Source organism: Desulfosarcina cetonica JCM 12296 (assembly GCF_001311845.1).
GTDB classification, from domain to species: domain Bacteria; phylum Desulfobacterota; class Desulfobacteria; order Desulfobacterales; family Desulfosarcinaceae; genus Desulfosarcina; species Desulfosarcina cetonica.
On the sequence record NZ_BBCC01000128.1, the window covers coordinates 1 to 18,845 of the forward strand.

At 54.4% G+C, this 18,845-nt stretch carries 25 protein-coding genes and 1 pseudogene; 10 read left to right on the forward strand and 16 right to left on the reverse strand.

Annotated features, from left to right (window positions below):
• Positions 1-137 precede the first annotated feature (137 nt).
• The 6 genes from JCM12296_RS23125 to JCM12296_RS23145 all read right to left on the reverse strand — a co-directional run bounded on the left by JCM12296_RS23125 (position 138) and on the right by JCM12296_RS23145 (position 6,405).
• Positions 138-1,394 carry a Do family serine endopeptidase gene (locus JCM12296_RS23125; protein ID WP_157067833.1) on the reverse strand — a complete coding sequence of 419 codons (1,257 nt, stop codon included), beginning with the start codon at positions 1,392-1,394 and terminating at the stop codon, positions 138-140.
• Positions 1,395-1,414: 20 nt separating this feature from the next.
• On the reverse strand, positions 1,415-1,579 hold the full coding sequence (locus JCM12296_RS38815) for a hypothetical protein (protein ID WP_157067834.1): 165 nt from the start codon (positions 1,577-1,579) through the stop codon (positions 1,415-1,417).
• 220 nt (positions 1,580-1,799) lie between these two features.
• Positions 1,800-4,154: an ATP-binding protein gene (locus JCM12296_RS23130; RefSeq protein ID WP_054698493.1), complete on the reverse strand. Its 2,355-nt coding sequence runs from the start codon at positions 4,152-4,154 to the stop codon at positions 1,800-1,802.
• A 153-nt stretch (positions 4,155-4,307) separates the two neighbouring features.
• A complete protein-coding gene (locus tag JCM12296_RS23135) occupies positions 4,308-5,222 on the reverse strand; it encodes a sensor histidine kinase (protein WP_083456429.1) in 915 nt (304 codons plus the stop codon).
• On the reverse strand, positions 5,152-5,727 hold the full coding sequence (locus tag JCM12296_RS23140) for a hypothetical protein (protein WP_054698497.1): 576 nt from the start codon (positions 5,725-5,727) through the stop codon (positions 5,152-5,154). Before JCM12296_RS23140 ends, JCM12296_RS23135 begins: the two co-directional genes overlap by 71 nt.
• Entirely contained in the window at positions 5,728-6,405 is a 678-nt protein-coding gene (locus JCM12296_RS23145) for a response regulator transcription factor (protein ID WP_054698499.1), read from the reverse strand. It abuts the gene before it with no gap.
• Between the two features lie 233 nt (positions 6,406-6,638).
• Here JCM12296_RS23145 and JCM12296_RS23150 point away from each other — a divergent pair, with 233 nt between their 5' ends.
• Together JCM12296_RS23150 and JCM12296_RS23155 are read left to right on the forward strand one after the other, a co-directional pair.
• Positions 6,639-7,241 carry a hypothetical protein gene (locus JCM12296_RS23150; protein ID WP_054698500.1) on the forward strand — a complete coding sequence of 201 codons (603 nt, stop codon included), beginning with the start codon at positions 6,639-6,641 and terminating at the stop codon, positions 7,239-7,241.
• A complete protein-coding gene (locus JCM12296_RS23155; RefSeq protein ID WP_054698502.1) occupies positions 7,225-7,629 on the forward strand; it encodes a GatB/YqeY domain-containing protein in 405 nt (134 codons plus the stop codon). The genes JCM12296_RS23150 and JCM12296_RS23155 overlap by 17 nt, the downstream gene beginning before the upstream one ends.
• A 271-nt stretch (positions 7,630-7,900) precedes the next feature.
• On the opposite strand, the gene JCM12296_RS23160 is transcribed toward JCM12296_RS23155, so the two are convergent.
• Positions 7,901-8,155 (reverse strand): hypothetical protein, encoded by a 255-nt coding sequence (locus tag JCM12296_RS23160; protein ID WP_054698504.1) that lies wholly within the window; start codon positions 8,153-8,155, stop codon positions 7,901-7,903.
• Between the two features lie 178 nt (positions 8,156-8,333).
• Here JCM12296_RS23160 and JCM12296_RS23165 point away from each other — a divergent pair, with 178 nt between their 5' ends.
• The 5 genes from JCM12296_RS23165 to JCM12296_RS23180 all read left to right on the forward strand — a co-directional run bounded on the left by JCM12296_RS23165 (position 8,334) and on the right by JCM12296_RS23180 (position 11,524).
• The gene (locus JCM12296_RS23165; protein WP_054698506.1) at positions 8,334-9,710 is read left to right on the forward strand and encodes a PAS domain S-box protein; all 1,377 of its coding nucleotides are present in this window, start codon (positions 8,334-8,336) and stop codon (positions 9,708-9,710) included.
• Complete coding sequence (locus JCM12296_RS23170) at positions 9,707-10,372, forward strand: sensor histidine kinase (RefSeq protein WP_054698508.1); 666 nt, start codon at positions 9,707-9,709, stop codon at positions 10,370-10,372. Before JCM12296_RS23165 ends, JCM12296_RS23170 begins: the two co-directional genes overlap by 4 nt.
• Positions 10,341-10,487 carry a response regulator gene (locus tag JCM12296_RS45450; RefSeq protein ID WP_246804767.1) on the forward strand — a complete coding sequence of 49 codons (147 nt, stop codon included), beginning with the start codon at positions 10,341-10,343 and terminating at the stop codon, positions 10,485-10,487. Before JCM12296_RS23170 ends, JCM12296_RS45450 begins: the two co-directional genes overlap by 32 nt.
• Positions 10,488-10,504: 17 nt before the next feature.
• On the forward strand, positions 10,505-11,017 hold the full coding sequence (locus JCM12296_RS23175; RefSeq protein ID WP_246804768.1) for a LuxR C-terminal-related transcriptional regulator: 513 nt from the start codon (positions 10,505-10,507) through the stop codon (positions 11,015-11,017).
• Positions 11,018-11,323: 306 nt separating this feature from the next.
• Positions 11,324-11,524, forward strand: coding sequence for a hypothetical protein (locus JCM12296_RS23180; RefSeq protein WP_054698510.1), 201 nt, complete (start codon positions 11,324-11,326; stop codon positions 11,522-11,524).
• A 118-nt stretch (positions 11,525-11,642) separates the two neighbouring features.
• On the opposite strand, the gene JCM12296_RS38820 is transcribed toward JCM12296_RS23180, so the two are convergent.
• A complete protein-coding gene (locus JCM12296_RS38820) occupies positions 11,643-11,861 on the reverse strand; it encodes a hypothetical protein (RefSeq protein WP_157067835.1) in 219 nt (72 codons plus the stop codon).
• A gap of 407 nt (positions 11,862-12,268) precedes the next feature.
• On the opposite strand from JCM12296_RS38820, the gene JCM12296_RS23185 reads away from it, so the two are divergent.
• Positions 12,269-12,592 carry a KH domain-containing protein gene (locus JCM12296_RS23185; protein ID WP_083456433.1) on the forward strand — a complete coding sequence of 108 codons (324 nt, stop codon included), beginning with the start codon at positions 12,269-12,271 and terminating at the stop codon, positions 12,590-12,592.
• Positions 12,593-12,645: 53 nt separating this feature from the next.
• The gene (locus JCM12296_RS23190; RefSeq protein ID WP_054698512.1) at positions 12,646-12,945 is read left to right on the forward strand and encodes a hypothetical protein; all 300 of its coding nucleotides are present in this window, start codon (positions 12,646-12,648) and stop codon (positions 12,943-12,945) included.
• 114 nt (positions 12,946-13,059) lie between these two features.
• Here JCM12296_RS23190 and JCM12296_RS23195 read toward each other — a convergent pair whose 3' ends face one another.
• The 3 genes from JCM12296_RS23195 to JCM12296_RS23205 all read right to left on the reverse strand — a co-directional run bounded on the left by JCM12296_RS23195 (position 13,060) and on the right by JCM12296_RS23205 (position 15,179).
• Positions 13,060-13,491, reverse strand: coding sequence for a universal stress protein (locus tag JCM12296_RS23195; protein WP_083456431.1), 432 nt, complete (start codon positions 13,489-13,491; stop codon positions 13,060-13,062).
• A gap of 57 nt (positions 13,492-13,548) precedes the next feature.
• On the reverse strand, positions 13,549-14,727 hold the full coding sequence (locus tag JCM12296_RS23200; RefSeq protein ID WP_174897333.1) for a uroporphyrinogen decarboxylase/cobalamine-independent methonine synthase family protein: 1,179 nt from the start codon (positions 14,725-14,727) through the stop codon (positions 13,549-13,551).
• An 83-nt stretch (positions 14,728-14,810) separates the two neighbouring features.
• On the reverse strand, positions 14,811-15,179 hold the full coding sequence (locus JCM12296_RS23205) for a hypothetical protein (protein ID WP_054698516.1): 369 nt from the start codon (positions 15,177-15,179) through the stop codon (positions 14,811-14,813).
• Positions 15,180-15,545: 366 nt separating this feature from the next.
• Between JCM12296_RS23205 and JCM12296_RS23210 the strand changes: the two genes are divergently transcribed.
• On the forward strand, positions 15,546-15,881 hold the full coding sequence (locus JCM12296_RS23210; protein WP_054698518.1) for a hypothetical protein: 336 nt from the start codon (positions 15,546-15,548) through the stop codon (positions 15,879-15,881).
• Positions 15,882-16,171: 290 nt separating this feature from the next.
• Here JCM12296_RS23210 and JCM12296_RS42395 read toward each other — a convergent pair whose 3' ends face one another.
• The 5 genes and pseudogenes from JCM12296_RS42395 to JCM12296_RS23230 form a co-directional block, all read right to left on the reverse strand.
• Entirely contained in the window at positions 16,172-16,438 is a 267-nt protein-coding gene (locus JCM12296_RS42395; RefSeq protein WP_054698520.1) for a hypothetical protein, read from the reverse strand.
• Positions 16,330-16,785, reverse strand: a pseudogene (locus JCM12296_RS50745) (esterase-like activity of phytase family protein); the annotation flags it as partial. The gene JCM12296_RS42395 and the pseudogene JCM12296_RS50745, both read right to left, overlap by 109 nt.
• A gap of 39 nt (positions 16,786-16,824) precedes the next feature.
• Entirely contained in the window at positions 16,825-17,331 is a 507-nt protein-coding gene (locus tag JCM12296_RS23220; protein WP_054698521.1) for a class I SAM-dependent DNA methyltransferase, read from the reverse strand.
• Entirely contained in the window at positions 17,319-18,188 is an 870-nt protein-coding gene (locus JCM12296_RS23225; RefSeq protein ID WP_054698523.1) for a tetratricopeptide repeat protein, read from the reverse strand. Before JCM12296_RS23225 ends, JCM12296_RS23220 begins: the two co-directional genes overlap by 13 nt.
• A gap of 39 nt (positions 18,189-18,227) precedes the next feature.
• Positions 18,228-18,704, reverse strand: a complete 477-nt coding sequence (locus JCM12296_RS23230; protein ID WP_218188242.1) for a hypothetical protein — start codon at positions 18,702-18,704, stop codon at positions 18,228-18,230.
• Positions 18,705-18,845: the final 141 nt, after the last annotated feature.

An 18,845-nucleotide genomic window follows, 5' to 3' on the forward strand; every position in this document is an offset into this window, starting at 1 on the left:
TGGTCGTGTTTTAAGACAACCGGGTGACGAAGGAAACCATGCTGTTTCCCGCGTCACCCGGCGACAGTGATTCATTTATTCCGGTCGTGCCCAACCATGAAGATAAAATTTGACGATGTTCAGATGGGCACGGGGGTTTATTTGCGTTGGATCTTGACCACCAGATAACCGGCGTTGCGACGCTTGATCAACAGCTGGACGGATGGGCTGTCCTTGCTCTTTTGCATCAGTTTGACAAAATCATTACGGTTCTTGACCACTGAATGGTTGATTTCCTTGATGATGTCACCCGGTCGGACATCGGCCTCCTGGGCCATGCTACCGTCTTTGATATCGGTCACCAGCACACCGTTCTCCTTGCCATCGATACCGAAACGGCGGGCCAGGTCGGAATCCAGGTCGGTCACGTCGATTCCCATTTCCTCACTATCACGACTCTGAGCGGTCAGGTTCCTCTCGTCGTCATCCCGTTTGGCAAGGGTTACGGTCAGGGTTTGCCGCCGGCCATCCCGGATCAACTCAACCTTGGCCTTGTGCCCCACATCGGTGTTGGCAATCATGGAGGAAAGCTCCCGTCCCGTGGAAACCGACGTCCCGTCGACGGAAAGGATGACATCGTTGACCTTGATACCGGCCCTCTCCGCCGGATCACCTTCAAAAACCTGGGTCACCAGAACCCCTTTTTTCGCTTTCAAACCATAATAATTCGCCAATTCCGGAGTCAGGTCCTGAATGCCAACGCCCAGCCAGCCGCGCGTCACCTCCCCCTTGTCTTTAAGCTGCGCGATAATCCCCCGTGCCAGGTTGATCGGAATGGCGAAACCAATCCCCTGCCCGCTGGCGATAATGGCGGTATTGATGCCCACGACTTCGCCATCCATATTGACCAGGGGGCCACCGCTGTTTCCCGGATTGATGGACGCATCGGTTTGAATGAAATCATCATAGGGCCCCGAACCGATGATCCGGCCTTTGGCACTGACGATACCCGCCGTGACGGTCTGCTCCAGGCCAAAGGGACTGCCGATCGCCACCACCCAGGTGCCGACCTTGACTTGGTCCGAGTTCCCCAATGGCAAGGGGGCGAGATCCTTGGCGCCCTTGATTTTGATGAGCGCCAAATCCGTTTTCGAATCCCGCCCCACCAGCTCGGCGTCAAATTCCTTGTCATCGGAAAGAATGACCTTGATCTGATCCGCATCCTCGATCACATGGTTGTTGGTGACGATATACCCTTGTTTATCGATGATAAAGCCAGACCCCAGGCTGCGCTGTTTAAAATCACGCTGCGGGCTATCTCCCCGAAAAGGACCGAAAAACTCATCAAACGGATTGCGCTTGTTGCCATATGGGCTGCCGAAAAAATGACGGAAAACCGGGCTTCCGCCCTTCATGATCTTTACCGTACGAATATTTACCACCCGGGTTTGGCAGCCTCGGCCAACTGGCTGAAGCTTTCCGGTGCGGAAAAGGCAGCTGCATTACGCACCCCCAGTGGAGCGGTCCAAGAAACCAGGGAAAGTGCCACAATCAGCGCAAACATGCGAATCGCAGCTAAGATACCGTTGAATCTGATCATTACAACCTCCTCAAAAAATCAATCGTTGATAATGGTTTTGTCTTCTTTCAGATAACACTTCTTTCAGGTCATGCTTCATTTTATTTTGTGCGTTGTAATCTTGGCGGGTGACGATAAGGTGACGGTATTATTACCAAACGGTAATATTTGACCGATCCATCAATATTCGAAAGGCTCTGGGATGAAACAGGTGTCGGCCGTGCGGCCCTGACGATGGACGTCAATAGCTCGACGACATATCCTGTGAAAAATCCTCAGATAGGGGTCGAAGCTGTGCTCTCAGCGCGAGACCGATCTGCTCCATGCGATACGGTTTTTTGATATACTGTCCCGCCCCCAGGCGCTGGGCTTCCAGAACCCGTTCAGATTCGGAAAATCCACTGGCAATGATCGCTTTTTGTCCTGGAACGATGCTCAAAATCGAACGATAGGTCTCCAGACCGTCCATTTCCTGATCCAGGATCATGTCCAGAATCAGAATATCCACCGGCCGACTGCTTATATAATCGATTGCCGCCGGACCGCTGGAAACCGTATGGACGCGGTAATTAAGCCGTTTTAGCATGAAGGCGGCCAGGTCGCGTTGTTCCTTGATATCGTCCACCACCAGCACCATCTCACCGGCACCGCGGTAGCTTTCGAGCGGCAGGGTGTCTTCCTCCGCCGCCAGGTTCTGACGGGTGATGGGAAAATAGAGATCAAACGTGGTTCCCTGCCCTTCGGTGCTGGAAGCATCAATGTAGCCCCCATGGTCCTTGACGGTACCCCAAACGACGGCCATGCCGAGTCCCGTGCCGCTACGGCCCATTTTCTTCTTGGTATAAAACGGCTCAAAGATTCGTTCCAGGTCCCGGGCGGAAATCCCAATACCGGTATCCATCACCCGCAGCCGCACATATTCCCCCTCGGGAACCATCTCGAATCCTTGCAAGGGACGATCTAAATAACAACTCTGGGTACCCAGGTAGATTTCACCGCCGTTGGGCATGGCTTCGGCGGCATTGGTCACCAGATTCATAATGGTTTTACCCAGGTGTACCGTCGACCCGATCGTGTTGAAGACGGCCGGGGCCAGCTCCGAAATAACCGTTACCTGGGGGTGGATCGATTCGAGACGGGCCAGCTCCGGACTGTTCAAATAGTCCTGAACAATATGATTTAAGTTAATCACGTCGGTAACCGCCACCCCTCGCCGGGCCAACGTCAATAGATCCTGCACGATCGCGGCGGCCTTCTCACCGGATTTTTGAATGGTTTCGACGATGACACGCATTTCGCTATCTTCGGGGATATCCATCAAGAGCAACTCGGGGTACCCCACCAAGCCGGAGAGGATATTGTTCAGATCATGGGCCACACCACCTGCCAACGTGCCAATGGCCTCCATTTTGCTGGCGCGTTGCAGCCGGGATTCCATCTCTTTCATCGTGGTAACGTCCGTCGCGACTTGGAGCTGAACCAACTGCCCATCGTCCCAAACGATGGCCCGGGCATAATAAATGTACCAGTGGCCGTTGAGGGGGTTTTTTTCCTCCCATGACTGGCTCTCCGTCGGCGTGCCGTCTTCATCGATCAGCAGATGGTTCTTGCAACGGTTACAAGGCGCTGTGCGGCCATGGATGACCTCGTAGCAAGGCCTGCCGACGATATCATCGCCAAAGGTCTGCCGCATGTGACGATTGGCCAGGACGATCTGATGGTTCTCGATACCGGTGACGAAAATATCGGCGTCGATACTGTCAATGATCGATTCAAGCTGCTCATGGCTGGTGCGCACCCGCTGCTCAGCCTGTTTACGTTCCATGACCTCCTTGTTGAGATCGCGGTTGATCCGCTGAAGTGCCGCCGTGCGTTCCTCCACCCGTTTCTCGAGGTTCCGATTGATGTCCTCGGTCTTGTCCTTCTCTTTGTTCAAAAGGTAGTTGAGATAAAAACTCTTGCGCTGTTGCGTCTCAATGGAATAGCAGATGAGCATCCCCAGACAGTTGATCCCCAAAAAATGGGTTCCGGAAATCAACTGAATCACGGTACTGGCATTGAGCACCCAGACCAGGACGGCTTGGTATCCGGCAATCACCAGAAGTCCGGCAATGGAGGCGGTGACAAAACGAGCATGGATGAAGGTATATCCGAAAAAAACGCAAAAAATGGTTCCCACACCATAAAAGAAGGACTCCGGTGACGGCGTGATGCTCACCATGGCCAAGTAGGCGAATCCGGTGACGACAATGTAAAAGGCATTGATGGGTTGCCAAAGCCGCCGGTAGGCCTGGGTGTACGAAAAAATCAAGCCGGCCAAGAAAACGGGACAAACCAAGAAATAGCGGATAAACCACAGTTCGAACTTTTGTTCCGGAAATACGTACGCGTCTAATAAACCGAACACACTAAAAAACAGGATCGCATACAGCTTGCATCGGCGCACATGGTCAAGGGAGTTGGAAAAATAGGCGTCCCAAAACGGTTTTTCCAGGCTCTTAAACGTTCCGGTAAATCCCAGGGTGATGGGATTCAGGCTGACGCGCAAGCGACGGTAGGGAATGGCGACATCGGCTTTGTTCTGGGTAAAGTTCATGGTGCTCCGTTGACAATCATCAATTGACCCCATCAACCCATCAGGGCAAACACAGCTTCAGGACGACATGTATTATCGGCAATGGCTCGCGGGCATGTTCGAAGCGCACATCCCCCATGGGTGACCCGTGTTGGGCAACACCTATCCAACGGCTCAATCGCCAGGGTTGGTCTGAATTTCCGGCAACCCAGACAGGTGGAGGGTAAACAGACTGCCCCGGCCGGGCTCACTAACGACATCGACACAGCCGCCATGGGCCTGGGCAACCGCTTGAACCAGGCTCAATCCCAACCCACTGCCGTTGGTTGCCCGACTCTGGTCACATCGAAAGAAACGGTTAAAAATATTCGGCAAATCGTCGGCCCCAATTCCGATCCCGCTATCTTTTACAGAAATGTTAACTTTCTCCTTATTTGTTTTATCATGATCGACAGAAATTTCAATCGTTCCGGGTGCGGGCGTATATTTGATCGCATTGTCCACCAAATTGGCCATGGCACGCTGCAATAGGCGCAAATCACCGGAAACCAGAACGGTATCCGGTGCCGTGCAAGTCAAGGTGAGGCCACCGTCTTCCGCCAACGGAACAAACAATGTCTTTGCCGCACGCGCCACGTCAGCAATGTTCACCGGCTGCATGTGGGTTTCCGAGACGCCGGCATCGGTCTTGGATATCATCAGCATGGTGTTGATCATCTCCAGCAGCCGATCGCATTCCTCGATGGTGCTGGCGGCAAGGGCGTCGTCTTCGCAGTTGTCATACGGCCCCGCCGCCAGACTCATTTCAGCCATGCCACGAATTCGGGCAACCGGACTTTTCAGATCGTGGGCGATATTGTCTCCCATCTCGCGAATACCGGCCACCAGTTTCTCAATGCGGTCCAACATCTGGTTAAACGTGACCGCCAGCCGGTCAATCTCCTCATGGCGGGCCATGATCGGCACGCGCTGGCCAAGGTCGGTATCAGAAATTTTACGGGCGGTACGGGTCACCGCTTCAACCCCTGAAAGCGCGCGCCGGGCCATGAACCAGCCGACTCCCAATGCCGTTACAATCAGTGCGGACATGGTTAAAAAAGATCTTTTTGAAGATGGCGATAAAGGTCGTATCACTCTCCATGGAGTAGCCCAATTGGGCCACGACCCCCCGCCCGATAATGCCGTAAGCGATGCGCACCCGGTCCGGTCGTCCGGGGATGGTTAGGGTTTCGTAAACCCGAACGGCTCGCCCCTCCACCAACCGCCGCACAGCCGCGCGATTGATTCCGATGGTTTGCCAATAGGACATGTTGGACGAAGAAAAGGCGACGCCACTAGGGTACAACAATCGGAAGAAGATCTTTTTTTCGCCGGCGGCCTGGGATTCAATCAATACGGCCGACTTAACCTCTTGAAGCCCTTGAAGGTTGAAAATGGCCTCGAACTCAGAAATTTTGCCGGACAACTGACTGTCCAGGCGCTGTCTCAGGGTGTGGGCAATGAGCCCGTAGAAAAAACAAAGGCGATTCCGGAGGAGAGCGTGAAGATCAATCCGTACCAAAGCGTCAATCGAAAGGAAAGCGTATGGGGCCATCTAATCGTTCTGGCGAAGGACATAACCAACCCCACGGACCGTGTGGATCATTTTTTTATCGAACCCCTTGTCAACCTTGTCCCGAAGCCGACAGATCCGGGCCTCCACCACGTTGGTCTGTGGATCGAAATGGTAATCCCAGACATGCTCCATGATCATGGTCTTGGAAACCACCCGCCCGGCATTTCGCATCAGATACTCCAAAAGGGAGTATTCCAACGGCTGCAAGTCAATCTTATTGCCGTCGCGGCGGACTTCACGGGCCAGCATGTCCACCGTCAGATCGCCGCATGACAGCCGGGTCGGCTCCGTGGCGCCGCTAGCCCGCCGGATGAGGGCTTGAACACGGGCCAAGAGTTCCGAGAAGGCAAAGGGTTTGCTCAGGTAATCGTCGCCACCGGTCTGAAGCCCCTTGACCCGATCGTCAATCTCCCCTTTGGCACTGAGGATGATTACCGGCGTCATGACTTTTTCCCGTCGCATACGCCCGATCAGGGCGAGGCCGTCCATTTTCGGCAGCATAATATCGACCACGACCACGTCATACGGTTCCGTCACGGCCAGATCCAGGCCGGCAACACCATCGGCAGCCCGGTCAACGGCAAAACCCTCGGCTTTGAACCCCTTCTGGATAAATGAAGCGATCTTGTCATCATCCTCGACCAACAAAAGGCGCATTGTCTTCTCCGTTATGGATTCTTGGTAAAAGGTAAGCCCAATATGGGTCCAATGGTCAAACATACGTCTGGAATATAACCGCCGGCGCTCTTCTTGGCAAGCCGGAACTCAAAAAAATAGCGTAAATGCAAGGCCTTAAACACGATCGGCAATTTGCTTGACAAATGGGATGGTCACTGAGACAGTGGGCGGCAATCAAACATGACGGATTCGTAAAAAAGCAGGAACACCCTATGCCACCGATCCAAACCTTGACCATCGACTGGAAAGGCATATTTGTCGAGCTGTGCCTGGGGCGCGTCAGCCCTTCCCAACGCAAAGCGATTTCGGTTCACACGCCGGACCTGGAAACGGAAGCCAAAATCGCCTGGTACGACAATACCGATCTGCTCAAATCCATTTTCAAGGTGGACAACTGGTGGTCGGTCGACGATCTCGACCATGCCATGGGGCTTGTTTTTGCCGACCGGGATGCCCTTGATCGTCAATTGAAGCGGATCGCCTACACCATTGACGGGCGGCCGGTAACCGTTGATCCGGAGGCACTGCAGCTTAGCATCTATGCGCCAGAAGCCCTGCCCCCCCTTGACACGGATGAACGTATCATCTGCCACGGGGCGAAACGGGAGGCCGTCTTGCATCTGAAGGCCGAATTCAGCCCGCCCTTTGATCCGTCATTGATCACGCTGTCCCTGCTGCGCTACCCGGATATCGGTTACATCCTGATCGATGTTGACTATGATGGACATGATGAAATCCAGTTTACCTGGGGAGCGACAGACTACATGAAACCGCAATTTTTCGGAAGGAACCATTTTCATGACACTGCAAGTTAAGCTCAAGGAAGACCTGAAGGTCGCCATGAAAGACCGGGATGAGACCAAGAAGGAGGCCCTGCGGGTTGTTATGGGAGAGATGGCCCGTTTGGACAAGAAGCAGTTCCCGGACGAGGAGGTGGTCAAGATCTTGAAGAAATTGATCAAATCGGAGCGGGAGATGCTGGAAAAAAGTGGCCAGGGGGAAACATCGCCATTCATCGACGTTCTTGACGCCTACCTGCCCAAGATGGTCTCCGAGCCCGAAATTCACCAATGGATCGCCGCCAATGTCGACTTCTCAGCCTACAAAAACAAGATGCAGGCCATGGGCGCTATCATGGCCCATTTCGGGGCTTCAGCCGATGGCAACACCGTCAAAAAGGTGCTTCAGGCGTTTCCCGGTTAATCACCGATAATTGAGGGGCCAACCAAACATGATGGACTCGTAAAAAGTCGCATCCCCGACGGATTCGTAAAAAGCCCGAGATCAAGGCTTGCGAAGCCTGAGGAATGAGGCGTACTTTCTGCGTACGCCGCAGTGACGAAGGATGAAGCGTAACGCCGATATCGGGCTTTTTACGAATCCGTCAAACATGCAGCCGGCGGACGGAAGGTGCCGAGAACCATGTCCACCGGCTTGCTGTTGGTGTGATCAGAAACCCAGTGTTTGGGATCCATCATTCTTCCTGAATCAATGCCTTGGCCACTTGAATGTCATAGGCCCGGCGAGGGTCGAAACGTCCCCGATTTTCATAGAGCACCTGGGCCTGTTGAATCGCGGCATGGGGTACCCATCCGTGATCATTCCAAATCGTAGGGTCATCGTCATTCTTCATTCGAAATTCGACCTCACCGGCTTTCTCACGCACGTACATGCGCACCCGTTTGTTTTCCGGAAACGGATAATAGTAGATACCAACCTTGTCTTTCATCCCGTCAATCGTCCTCCGCTGCTAAAATTACCACTTGTGTTAGGCCCTTCTAACGAATATTTTGCCGTTTTCAAAGTTTTTTCTTTTCACGTCAAGGCTTTTTACGCTACCGTGAAAAAACGGATTTCGTCATCAAATCAATATGTCGCATCAACAGACGCGCCCGGGAAGTGGCCGGATGGACGACCATAGCCGCCTGAAACACCTTGTCATGCCCAGTCGGACCGCCCTACCGTCCGAAGGTACCTTGCGTTTTATCTTCGAACCCCCAACGGATCCAAACGGGGTCGGCAACTCCCTGCTCAGGGAGGGAGAACTCAATTTATCGGCCATCGTCAGGGCCTTTGACGGTTTGGTCTATGTCGTCGATGAGAAGTACCGCATCGAATTCATGAACAGCCGGATGACGATGCGGGCGGGTTTTGACGCCATCGGGCATCCTTGCTACAAGGTTCTGCACAGTCTGGACATCGTCTGCCCCTGGTGCCGCAACACCCAGGTTTTCAAGGGGGAGACCGTCCACTGGGAGGTCTTGAGCCCCAAGGACAAGCGCTGGTATCATGTGATTGATACCCCGATTTTTCATCCCGATGGCACGATTTCCAAATTTGGCATCATCCTCGACATTCACCAGCGCAAGGAGGCCGAAGCGGAGCTGGAACGGCACCACCGGAATCTGGAGGAGATGGTCCGTTCCCGAACGCGTGACCTGACCCTCATCAACGAGCATCTGCTCAACGAAATCGAGGATCGCAAAAAGATAGAACAATCGCTGCGTGAGAGCCAGGAACGGCATCGTATCATCTTCGACGGATCGCGGGATGCCATCTTCATCAGCGGCGCCGACGGTTCGATCCTGATCTGCAACCGCAGTGCGGCCCAATTGACCGGCTATTCGCTTACCGAGCTCAAAAAGCTTAAAATCTTCGATCTCTACGCCAAAATGGCACCCGAACGCTATGGCGACTTTTTCAAGCGCATCTGGGCGGGCCAATCCATCTCGGGTGAAATCAGGATTGCCAGAAAGGATGGCCGAACCGTCCATGCGGAATTCAGCAGCCGTAAAATTATGTTGGCGAAGAAGGCCTGCGCCCACACCATCGCCCGGGACATTACCGCCCGCAAGAAGTCGGAGGCCGCCCTGCGGCGTAGTGAAGCCAAATACCGCGAACTGGTGCAAAATACCAACAGCATCATCCTGCGCTGCGATCCGTTGGGACGGATTACGTTTTTCAATGAGTATGCACGCAAATTTTTCGGATTTGCCGAACACGAAATCCTGGGGAAAAACATTCTGGGCAGCATCGTTCCCTGGCGCTCGACCACCGGCCAGGACTATCGCCTCCTGATGGTCGATTTTTTTAAACATCCGGAACGTTATCCGACAAACGAAATTGAGAATATCCGTAAAGACGGTTCCCGTGTCTGGGTTGTCTGGACCAATAAGCCCGTTCTTGACAAACATGGCCACATCTTCGAAATTTTGGGTGTCGGCGTGGATGTTACCCAACGCAAACAGGCCCAGCGCCAAGTCCAGTCACTGACCCACCAGTGATCAAAGTACAGGAAAATGAACGTCTGAAAATATCCCGGGATCTGCACGACCATATCGCCCAGGATCTATCGACCCTGAAAATCAATCTGGAAACGTTTTTCAAGGATCAACCCGAAACGATCCATCAAAAGGTTGCCCAACTTTCCGACATCCTCCATCGCACCATCGCCTCCGTCCGGGACCTGGCCTACGACCTGCGTCCGCCCGGCCTGGATCAGCTGGGTCTGGTAAAGACGCTGTACCGCTATTGTGAGGATTTTTCCAAGGCCAATACCCTGGAAATCGATTTCACGGCTGCCGGGATGGAAGAACTGAACCTGGAATATGAGACGGAAATCAATATCTACCGCCTGATTCAGGAGGCGCTGAACAACATCAAGCGTCATGCATCCGCCAACCGGGTGATGATCCGCCTGGTCGCCTCATCACCGGACATCATGATTCGCATCAAAGATGATGGGGTCGGATTTGATGTGGATGGGCGGCTCCGGCGGGTTCTCAAGGAAAAACGCATGGGGTTGCAAAGCATGACGGAACGGGTCCACCTGTTGCAGGGAAAAATTTCGATCCAGTCACGGCGGAACAAAGGCACCTATATTTCCATCGAAATTCCCCTGAAGGAGAAGACGAATGGCATCCAAGAAAAGCATTCTCATTATTGACGACCACCCCTTGTTCCGTGAAGGCCTCAAATCGATTATTGCCGGTGATCGCTATTTTTCGGTTGAGGGGGAAGCCGGTGATGCCCGCAGTGGGTTTGCCCTGGCAAAAAAATAAAACCGGATGTGGCCCTGGTGGATATCTCACTACCCGATGAGAGCGGCATGCAGCTGACCCGCAGAATTCGGGAGGCCCTCCCGGACACCCGGGTGTTGATCATCAGTATGCACTCGAAGATCGATTATATCGTGGAAGCCTTCCAGTCCGGTGCAACCGGCTATGTTGTCAAGGAATCCGCCGCTGGTCGTTTGATTCAGGGATTGCGGGCCGTCACCGCGGGGGAGTACTTTTTGGACAGCTCCATCTCTCACGAGGTGGTCGAACGGCTGATGCGATCGCCCGTGCGCGAGGCCCGCGTGAGTGACAGCGATTACGGCCGTCTCACATCCCGGGAACAGGAAATCATGCGCATGCTTGCTGAAGGGCTCTCCAAGGCCGAGATCGCCGAGCGGCTGTGCATCAGCATCAAAACCGTTGAAAACCATCGCTCCAACATCATGAAAAAGCTCGATCTGCACAGCGCCATGGACCTGGTCCGGTATGCCGCCAAACTGGGCTTGATCGACGTCGACCTGTGGAAAGAGTGATCGCCCCGCACCCAGGTTATTTTCAGCGATCGTCCACGCGCCATTTCGCCTGCCCTTCGGCATCCCCGCCAATATCACGCCCACCAAGCGGCAATCCTCTCACCCAACCCGGGATTTTCTCCTGGGATAAGGTAAAAAACCCAAAAAAATGAACCCGATACCCTATAGACATTTTAAACCATGCCGATAATATGGGCATTACAGCGCATCACAAGGTTCAACCGTCAGACCGATACTCGATGAGCGACGCCGATAGCGGGTATCCGTTCTCTAACCCTCCCATTGATGCCATGAAAGGAGAATACGATGATATCTTCTCCGTGCAAACGCTGTGAAAGAAGAAACGACCCGAAGGACGAATGCCTGAAAAGCTGCAAAATTCTCCATGACGTGCAGGAATTTCACCTGATGACCGCAAAAAACATTTGTTACAGCGCTATCGACTGCACAGAAGAGAGTCGCTACCATATCAAGTCCCCCTCTCCGGTGGCCATGGGCTCATTCTAGACCCATTGGATTTATTTGGCGGCGAGAAGCGATACCCTAGCATCGAACATTGCCCCGATGCTGGGGTATTGTGGGGAATAATTATCCCTGCAGCCGAGAAGAAGATAATTTCTTTGCGCTATGCTGGAAAATAGCGAATGGTTTTTGTTTCTTGTGGAAAGTGCGTTTGTAGCGCCACCCATGGACAACCGGCGGGTTTGCATCTGACCTGTCCCCTTTTGACCGACAAAAGAGCCAAGCCATGGAAGATCATCGCTTTTTCAGCATGGAAAGCCAAAATGGGGGTTCGTCCGCCGATCACGTAGACAAGTCTTGTCGTGACGACAATCGCCAGCAAATAGATCTATCCGGAAATGTGGACGTCGTCGCGTTGGTTCGTAGCCTGCAGCGTACAGCAGGCCTCAACGACTGCTTTAGAAAAGGCGACAGCAACTGCACGATACGTGATTGTGCTTGGCGCGCCTACTGCTTGGAGACACCGGATACCCGTAAAAAATAAAACGCTTCATTTATTCATCAAAAAGCACCATCGCCCAATCTCGCACCACCCGCAAAGCCTTCCGCGAATAGGTAAAAGTACTTATCAAGTTCAAAAAAAATACTTATTTATACCGATTGTTATCATCCTCGATATTGATTATGGATGATTCATCCGCCTTTTGTGTACGCCGCATCCTGCGGAGCATCATTGTTCCCGATCACTTAAACGAAAAAAAACGCTTTTCATTATATGAGGGAAAACGCATGCAAGCGCTGTTGAAGACAATTGCGGAAGCACTGGTCGACGATCCGGAAGCAGTATCCATATCCACCACCGAAAGCAATCATTCCATGATTCTGAGGCTGCGGGTCAACCCTGACGACACCGGCAAGATCATCGGCAAACAGGGTCGAACCGCCAAGGCCCTACGCACCCTCCTCAATGCCGCCGCGGCGAAGGAGAAAAAACACAGTATCCTGGAAATTATTGAAGAATCCGATCGGAAAACAGCCGATTACAAAAAGCACCATGCGTCGATGGATCCCCCGGTGGTCATTCAGCGCGCCTCGCACCATCCATCCACGTAAACGTATAGGCAGTTCCTTTTAATTATTAATTATTTATTTGGAGGGGCATCAAAATGATGGAGTACAACCAAATCGCGAAACAGATGATTGATTTACAAAAAACCGCTTTTACCAACGGGTACGATTTGATGGCGATGATCCAGGACCAGGCTGCCTCGGCAACAGAAGCAATGATGAGCCAAGCCAGCCTGGTGCCGGAAGATGGCCGTAAAGCCGTGAAACGCTGGATAAATGCCTGCCAGGAAGAGCGCGACCGTTTTAAATCCTATGTGGACGCCGGTTTCGCCAGTCTGGAGAAACACTTTGCCACGGAGCGCCAAGGCACCCCGGCCAAGTCCGCAGCCGGGAAATGACGGATTCGTAAAAAAACAAGAAGCGGTTGCACCCTTGATTATACAAAAGGCAGGGCCCAGCGCCTTGCCTTTTGTTTTTTGCGGCGGCTTCTTATTTTAGTTTTTGCTTCCTCTTTACCGATACACAAGAACAGGAATTTTGGAATGCGTCAGTACTTTTTGCGTTTCACTGCCGAGCAAAAGGGCTCCGATTCCCTTGCGGCCATGGGATGCCATCATGATTAAATCGCAATCCATTTTTTCGGCGGTGTCAACGATGGCTTCATACGGTTGATCTCCAACCTCCAGGACTACATCACAGATCACCCCGGCCCCTTGTGCCATTTGTTTCATGGCGGAAAGATAACCTTCGGCCCGAATTTTATTTCGCTCTTCACTTTCAAGCCTAAAATTTAAGGAAATATCGGATTCATAGCCGAAATCATTTAACACCACACTAATACCCGTAATTCGTGCGTTGATCGATTGGGCAAGATGAATGCCTTTTTCCACAACGATTTCAGACAAATTTGATCCATCGGTAGGTAATAGAATGTGCTTAAACATATCCACCTCCTCTTTTCTTGGATTACATTTGCCATTTGACGGTTTCCGATTGACACATCAATTCGTGGACGTGTTGGGCATGCGCCTCTCAGGAGCAGGGGGCTTGAATGCTTCGCCTGCACTCCTGTAAGAAACGGTGGTTTGGCGGCGAGGCTGCCCTTCACGCAGCCGGCGGGAGAGGCCGGATGTCAGTCGGTAAATCCGGCTGGCCTTCTGCGGATTGAGCAGCCCTAAGCCGCAAGCGGGGGTGATCATCCCCTGACGCACCAATGTTTCCCGATCCGGATGACCCTGGAAGAGACGCGCCCATAGGTTCATCAGGCGCTGATACAACCCCTCGACGGTAAGGCTATAGGGGTCGTCGAGGGTAGGAACCATGCCCCAGGCCACCACGCCCCCTGCGTTCAAAAACCGCCGCAACGCGTCGATATGCGCCAAAAGCGACTCGCCATATTGGTAGGCATCCAGGCTGAGGACATGCATATTCAACGAAAGGGGGATGGACCAGTCGATGGCTTGACAGGCATGTAGACCACACAAAGCCCCCGCCGAGCGAATGGTTGAAAAAATGGTCTCCAGATCGGCCTGGATCGTTTCCCGGCAAAGCGACAGGTATAGCCGCGAACCCCATGCACTGATAGCTGGATCATCGACGAAAATGATGGGCGTGGCGCCGGTCTGAAGCAACATGGTGGCCTGGCAGCGGGCATTTTGCGCAAGGGTCTGCACCACCACCTCCCGAAGATCGTCATGGTAGTAAATGGGCCGTCCTTCCTGGTCTACCAGGAACAGGCCAACGCTGAGGGGACCGGCGATCTGCCCCTTGACCTGTCCCGCAGTGGTCAAATCGCCGGAAAGAATACTTTCCAAGAAAGCATGGAAGCCGATCGCTGCGTCACGGGGAGGCATGCAACACGACAGCCAGCGGGAATCATCCATCGATTCCGGCAGATATCTTTCGTAAAAGCGGGTCAGGCGCCGCGGCAGGGTCTGCCGTGATCGGTCGACGATCCAGCGGTCGTTCACCATCTGCAACAGGCCGCAATCCACCATGGGCTGCAGGAACTGATGAATGAAATGCTCACATCGGCCACGCTGGGGTAGTTGCGGCCAGTGAGGGATTTCAGGCAGATGCTCGGCAATCAGTGCCAGCGCCGTTTGGGTGTCCATGTAAGGCAGGCTGCCGATGCCGGTAGCCACCCCCAGGGGAAGAAAAGAGCTGCTTGGATATTGCACTGGAATCTTCTCCTTGAACGCGCATGCATGGTCATCCGGCGTGGCCCATTTTGCCGTGTTCCCGTCATGAATGGGCGACGCCATCAGAAATAGGCGGCTTCGAACGTGATGCCGGCATTTTTCAGCCTTGAATAATCCATATCCAGTCGCTGATTGGCAATGTGACGGATGGTTTTATCGTCGATTTCATTTTCGTTGATTGAACTGAGGGCATAAACTTTGGTAATCTTCGCCGGCTGATTCGGGAGCAACGACGTTGGCACAAAATCGGCCATGAACATACACATATCCGTTTCCACGGGAATATCGTCGGTTGATTCCGATTGACTCACCTGTTTGACCAACTTGCGGTAAGCATCGATTTTAAGTGAAATCTTACGACCACTGCGGGCCAATTGGATGATGTCCTCCAGCCGCTCGGACAATCCGTTGTCTATGGCTTCAATGCTCATGGGGGCTCCTTTCTGATTGGTTATGCCAAGGGATTTTTTCGATCGGTTGACCGGTTAATATATGCCTCCCCAAACCGGTGAAAACGCATCAGCCGGAAGCACTCCTTATAGCTACTCATAAAACATGAATATGGCGACTTACAATTGGCAAAACTGCTCAATTTTTCCATTCGCGATGGGTAGTACTGCCTATTGTCCGTCTAAAAATAGGTAAAAGTACTTATCCAATTCAGAAAAAATGCTTAGTTATACCGATTGTTATCGTTTTCGATATTGATTATGGGATGGATTATTCACCTTTTGTGTGCGCCGCATCCTGCGGATGCATGATCGTTCCCAATCACTTTAATTCAGGAGGAGAGAGCCATGCAAATGATCGCGCGGAATCACTGGAAGAAGACGATTTTCATTCTTGTTGGCCTTATCGTGATCGGAGGGCTGATGAGTGGGTGCGCAAGTTCGTCCAAGGTCGCAGCCATCCAGGAAAAAGCTGACAAGGCGATAGAGCAGTCATCGAAGGCATTGGATGAGGCCCAGGAAGCACGGGCAATGGCCGTTGACGCCAATGAAGCGGCAAAACGCGCTGAATCGGCGGCGAACCTGGCGGAATCCGCAGCTGACCGGGTGGAATCAGCCGCGGACCGGGCTGAAAAGGCTGCCGACAAGGCTGAAGCGATTTTTATGCAGAAAATGAAGAAGTAGTTGCTGTCGAAGAATCGGCGACGCAATGGATGTCAGCAGGTTGAAAAAAAGCCGACGGTTCCTTGCGGGAATCGTTGGGACGTGTGCGATGAACGCGCTGATCCTGGCGATGGCAGGGTCCGCCATCGCCAGCGATCATGGCATTGCGGACCCGCCACCGTCAGTGGAGGGACACGCGACGCCCCCCCTACCTCCCGCGTACCTGATCGGCCTGGAAAAACAACATCGGATTGCCCCAAAGGAAACCTTGCTGGATATTGCCAGGAATCAATGTTCGCTCCGGGTCGGTGTTATTCGAAAAGCCGATCGACATCACCAAGACGCAGGAACCAGGTCTCGCCGGACCAGTCATCCACCCCATCGTTATCGGTCACGACAAAGGTGCGACCGCTATCCGTAATGGCCACGCCTTCGGGTTTGAATGTTTGCTTGGGTTCGTCCTTGGCATTCAGGCCGCCGGCATCGTCGTCCAGGTCCTCGCAGGCATCCGTCGTCGTGTAATCCCAGCCGCGCTGCTGGGCCACCAGCAGCTTGTAGCCGTTTTTCTGGGGCAGCACGGTGAGGCCCTCAAAGCCGGAGCCCAGTGTCCCCCGGTTTTCGGATGCGACCGGCAGGCGATGATCTCATCGGGCAGACCGACTTCATCGACCACGTAGCCCGCAGCATCGACCTGCAGCAACCGGTTGGGCCGTGAATCGCTGGCATTCCCCTCGCTGGCGATCCAGTAGGTGCCGTCCGGTGCGATGGCGATGCCTTCGGGATCGTAATCGCCGCTACCACCGGTGATGGTCAAGGCGCTGGTGATGCGCGCCGGTCGGCTCGATACATCGATGGTCAAAATCTGGCTTTCACTGAAAAAAGAGTCCCAGACGGCCAGAAGGGTGTTCGGCTGGCCACCTGAGAGGCTGGAAAGATTAGAATTGTATTAGAGAAGAGTGAAAATTCACGGGGTTTTACTCAAGATGGCAATCATTCCCTGCACCGATCGGCCCATTTCCTGGCGCAAAACGCCATGCTGCAGGGTCTCGATTTGAAGTTCCGCCTGGCGGGCGAGACGGCGCAGATAGGCCTCGGTATGGGCATAACGCCCCTGGGGAATGATCCGGTAGGCCTGTCCTTCGGCGTCGGTTTCGTCACCGGCCGTCTCGACGGTGAAGATGAAGCCGCCACCCGGCTTCAGCGCGCCGGCCGCGGCGGCAAACACCGTTTCGAGATCCCCGAAGTAACAGAGCGTGTCGGCGGCGACGACGATGTCATAGCGGGCCGGCCGCTGGTTGAGAAATGCCGTCAGTTCCGCCTCGGCCAACTGGTCGTAGCAGGCTGTTTCCTTTGCTCGGTTGAGCATTTGCGGGGAGAGATCCACACCGTCCAGCCGTTGGGCGAAGGGTCTCAACAGGGGACCGCACAGGCCCGTGCCGCAACCGGCATCCAGGATCGTCAGGCTGCCCATGCGCCGACCGCAACGCTGTGCCAGGCATCGGCGATCCATTGGGGGGCGCGGTAATCCAGTTGCCGGAGGCTCTCCTCGAAACTGTCGGCAAAGCGGTCGAACAGACACCGCACATAGTCGTCCGGTGCCCGTCCGGGAACGGCCTGGCCGGAGCAGGCGGCCAGCAGGTGGCGCGCCTCGGGATTGTCCGGTTCCGCTTCCAGCCACTTCTCAAAATGGGCGATGGCTTCCGCCCGGCGCCCCACGGTCATCAGGGCAATGCCCAGCATCACCTTGGAGCCGGCTTGATCAGGGTCCAGCACCATGGCATGGAAGTAGTGTTGCACGGCTTCCTCCACGCGGCCCTGCTGGACGAGAAGGTTGGCCAGGTTATAGTGCAAGGGATAGAAATCGGTACTGATCGAAAGGCCGTCACGGAACACGGCTTCGGCCTCTGCCAGACGCCCCATGGCGCGCAGGACCGTGGCCAGGTTGTTGTAAGCACCGATGTGCTGGGGCGCAAGCGCCACCGTCCGCCGATAGCAGCTTTCGGCCGCCGCATGGCGGGATTGCTCCATGTAGATATTGCCCAGGTTGTTGTGGGCATCCACGTAATCGGGGGAGACCGCCAGGGCCCGGCGGATGGACTGGATGGCCGCCTCGACGCGACCCCGCTGGTAGTGCAGGATGCCTAAAAAGTGAAGGCCGTCGGGATGATCGGGGACTGCGGCCAGGATATCACCGTAAAGCCCTTCAGCCTGATCGAGCTTGCCCTGTTTGTGCAAAGCCATGGCAAAACGCACGGCCTGGTCGATGGGAACCCGCTGGTCCTCGGTTGGCGGGGTGGGGTCATTCGCATGTGGGTCGTTGTCGGGCATGGTTTCCTCATCTGAAATACCGGACGCTGCTGTTTGGGCCTAAGGTTCCGCCGGATAGTGGCGGATACCCTCACCATCGACAAAGGCGCTCCGCCGAATGCGATTATCCTTGCGCACCACCACGAAAAACCGGCCGGTACCCATTTCGTCGATCACCGCCTCGGCCTTGCGCAGTCCCTGGCAGCGGTAGGCGTTGCAAATGGCCGCGCGCATCCAGCGCGGCAGGGTGCAACCCGTCTCGGCCTGGTAGACGCACCCCTCCTCCACGCCCCATCGGGGAAGCCGGGCAGCGTAAGCGTAAACCACTTCCAAGGGATCGACGATGCCGCCGCTACGGGCCATGAAGCCACGGATGGCCGCCGGGTCCAAAAAGGCGTGTTCGCCGCCCAGATGACAGCAGGTCCCCCGGCAAACCGCGCAAATCGCGGACGCTAGCGGTGACGGGGAGGCGATATCGGCAGCATCGTGTACATTGTCCGCCGCATCCGGTGGTGGTTCTTCCTCGGTTACGCTCACGCACAGGTCGAACAACCGATTGATGTGCGCCCGATGGCGGAAAGCCGGCACCGCATGGACCTCGCCGGGTCGTCGGGAACCACCACCAAGGCGTAGGCTTCAGATCGGGCGATGCCCAGCGCCAGGGCGGCCTGCTGGCGG

Bases quoted from the DNA above. Each gene is read 5' to 3' on its own strand.
- JCM12296_RS45450 (WP_246804767.1), top strand. From the start codon at position 10,341: ATGGCATCCAAGAAAAGCATTCTCATTATTGACGACCACCCCTTGTTC.
- JCM12296_RS23155 (WP_054698502.1), top strand. From the start codon at position 7,225: ATGACACTGCAAGTTAAGCTCAAGGAAGACCTGAAGGTCGCCATGAAA.
- JCM12296_RS23220 (WP_054698521.1), bottom strand. From the start codon at position 17,331: ATGGGCAGCCTGACGATCCTGGATGCCGGTTGCGGCACGGGCCTGTGC.
- JCM12296_RS23165 (WP_054698506.1), top strand. From the start codon at position 8,334: ATGGACGACCATAGCCGCCTGAAACACCTTGTCATGCCCAGTCGGACC.
- JCM12296_RS23180 (WP_054698510.1), top strand. From the start codon at position 11,324: ATGATATCTTCTCCGTGCAAACGCTGTGAAAGAAGAAACGACCCGAAG.
- JCM12296_RS23160 (WP_054698504.1), bottom strand. From the start codon at position 8,155: ATGAAAGACAAGGTTGGTATCTACTATTATCCGTTTCCGGAAAACAAA.
- JCM12296_RS23140 (WP_054698497.1), bottom strand. From the start codon at position 5,727: ATGGCCCCATACGCTTTCCTTTCGATTGACGCTTTGGTACGGATTGAT.
- JCM12296_RS23185 (WP_083456433.1), top strand. From the start codon at position 12,269: ATGCAAGCGCTGTTGAAGACAATTGCGGAAGCACTGGTCGACGATCCG.
- JCM12296_RS23195 (WP_083456431.1), bottom strand. From the start codon at position 13,491: ATGTTTAAGCACATTCTATTACCTACCGATGGATCAAATTTGTCTGAA.
- JCM12296_RS23145 (WP_054698499.1), bottom strand. From the start codon at position 6,405: ATGCGCCTTTTGTTGGTCGAGGATGATGACAAGATCGCTTCATTTATC.
- JCM12296_RS23205 (WP_054698516.1), bottom strand. From the start codon at position 15,179: ATGAGCATTGAAGCCATAGACAACGGATTGTCCGAGCGGCTGGAGGAC.
- JCM12296_RS38815 (WP_157067834.1), bottom strand. From the start codon at position 1,579: ATGATCAGATTCAACGGTATCTTAGCTGCGATTCGCATGTTTGCGCTG.
- JCM12296_RS23135 (WP_083456429.1), bottom strand. From the start codon at position 5,222: ATGTCCGCACTGATTGTAACGGCATTGGGAGTCGGCTGGTTCATGGCC.
- JCM12296_RS23225 (WP_054698523.1), bottom strand. From the start codon at position 18,188: ATGCCCGACAACGACCCACATGCGAATGACCCCACCCCGCCAACCGAG.
- JCM12296_RS23125 (WP_157067833.1), bottom strand. From the start codon at position 1,394: ATGAAGGGCGGAAGCCCGGTTTTCCGTCATTTTTTCGGCAGCCCATAT.
- JCM12296_RS23150 (WP_054698500.1), top strand. From the start codon at position 6,639: ATGCCACCGATCCAAACCTTGACCATCGACTGGAAAGGCATATTTGTC.
- JCM12296_RS23210 (WP_054698518.1), top strand. From the start codon at position 15,546: ATGCAAATGATCGCGCGGAATCACTGGAAGAAGACGATTTTCATTCTT.
- JCM12296_RS23130 (WP_054698493.1), bottom strand. From the start codon at position 4,154: ATGAACTTTACCCAGAACAAAGCCGATGTCGCCATTCCCTACCGTCGC.
- JCM12296_RS23190 (WP_054698512.1), top strand. From the start codon at position 12,646: ATGATGGAGTACAACCAAATCGCGAAACAGATGATTGATTTACAAAAA.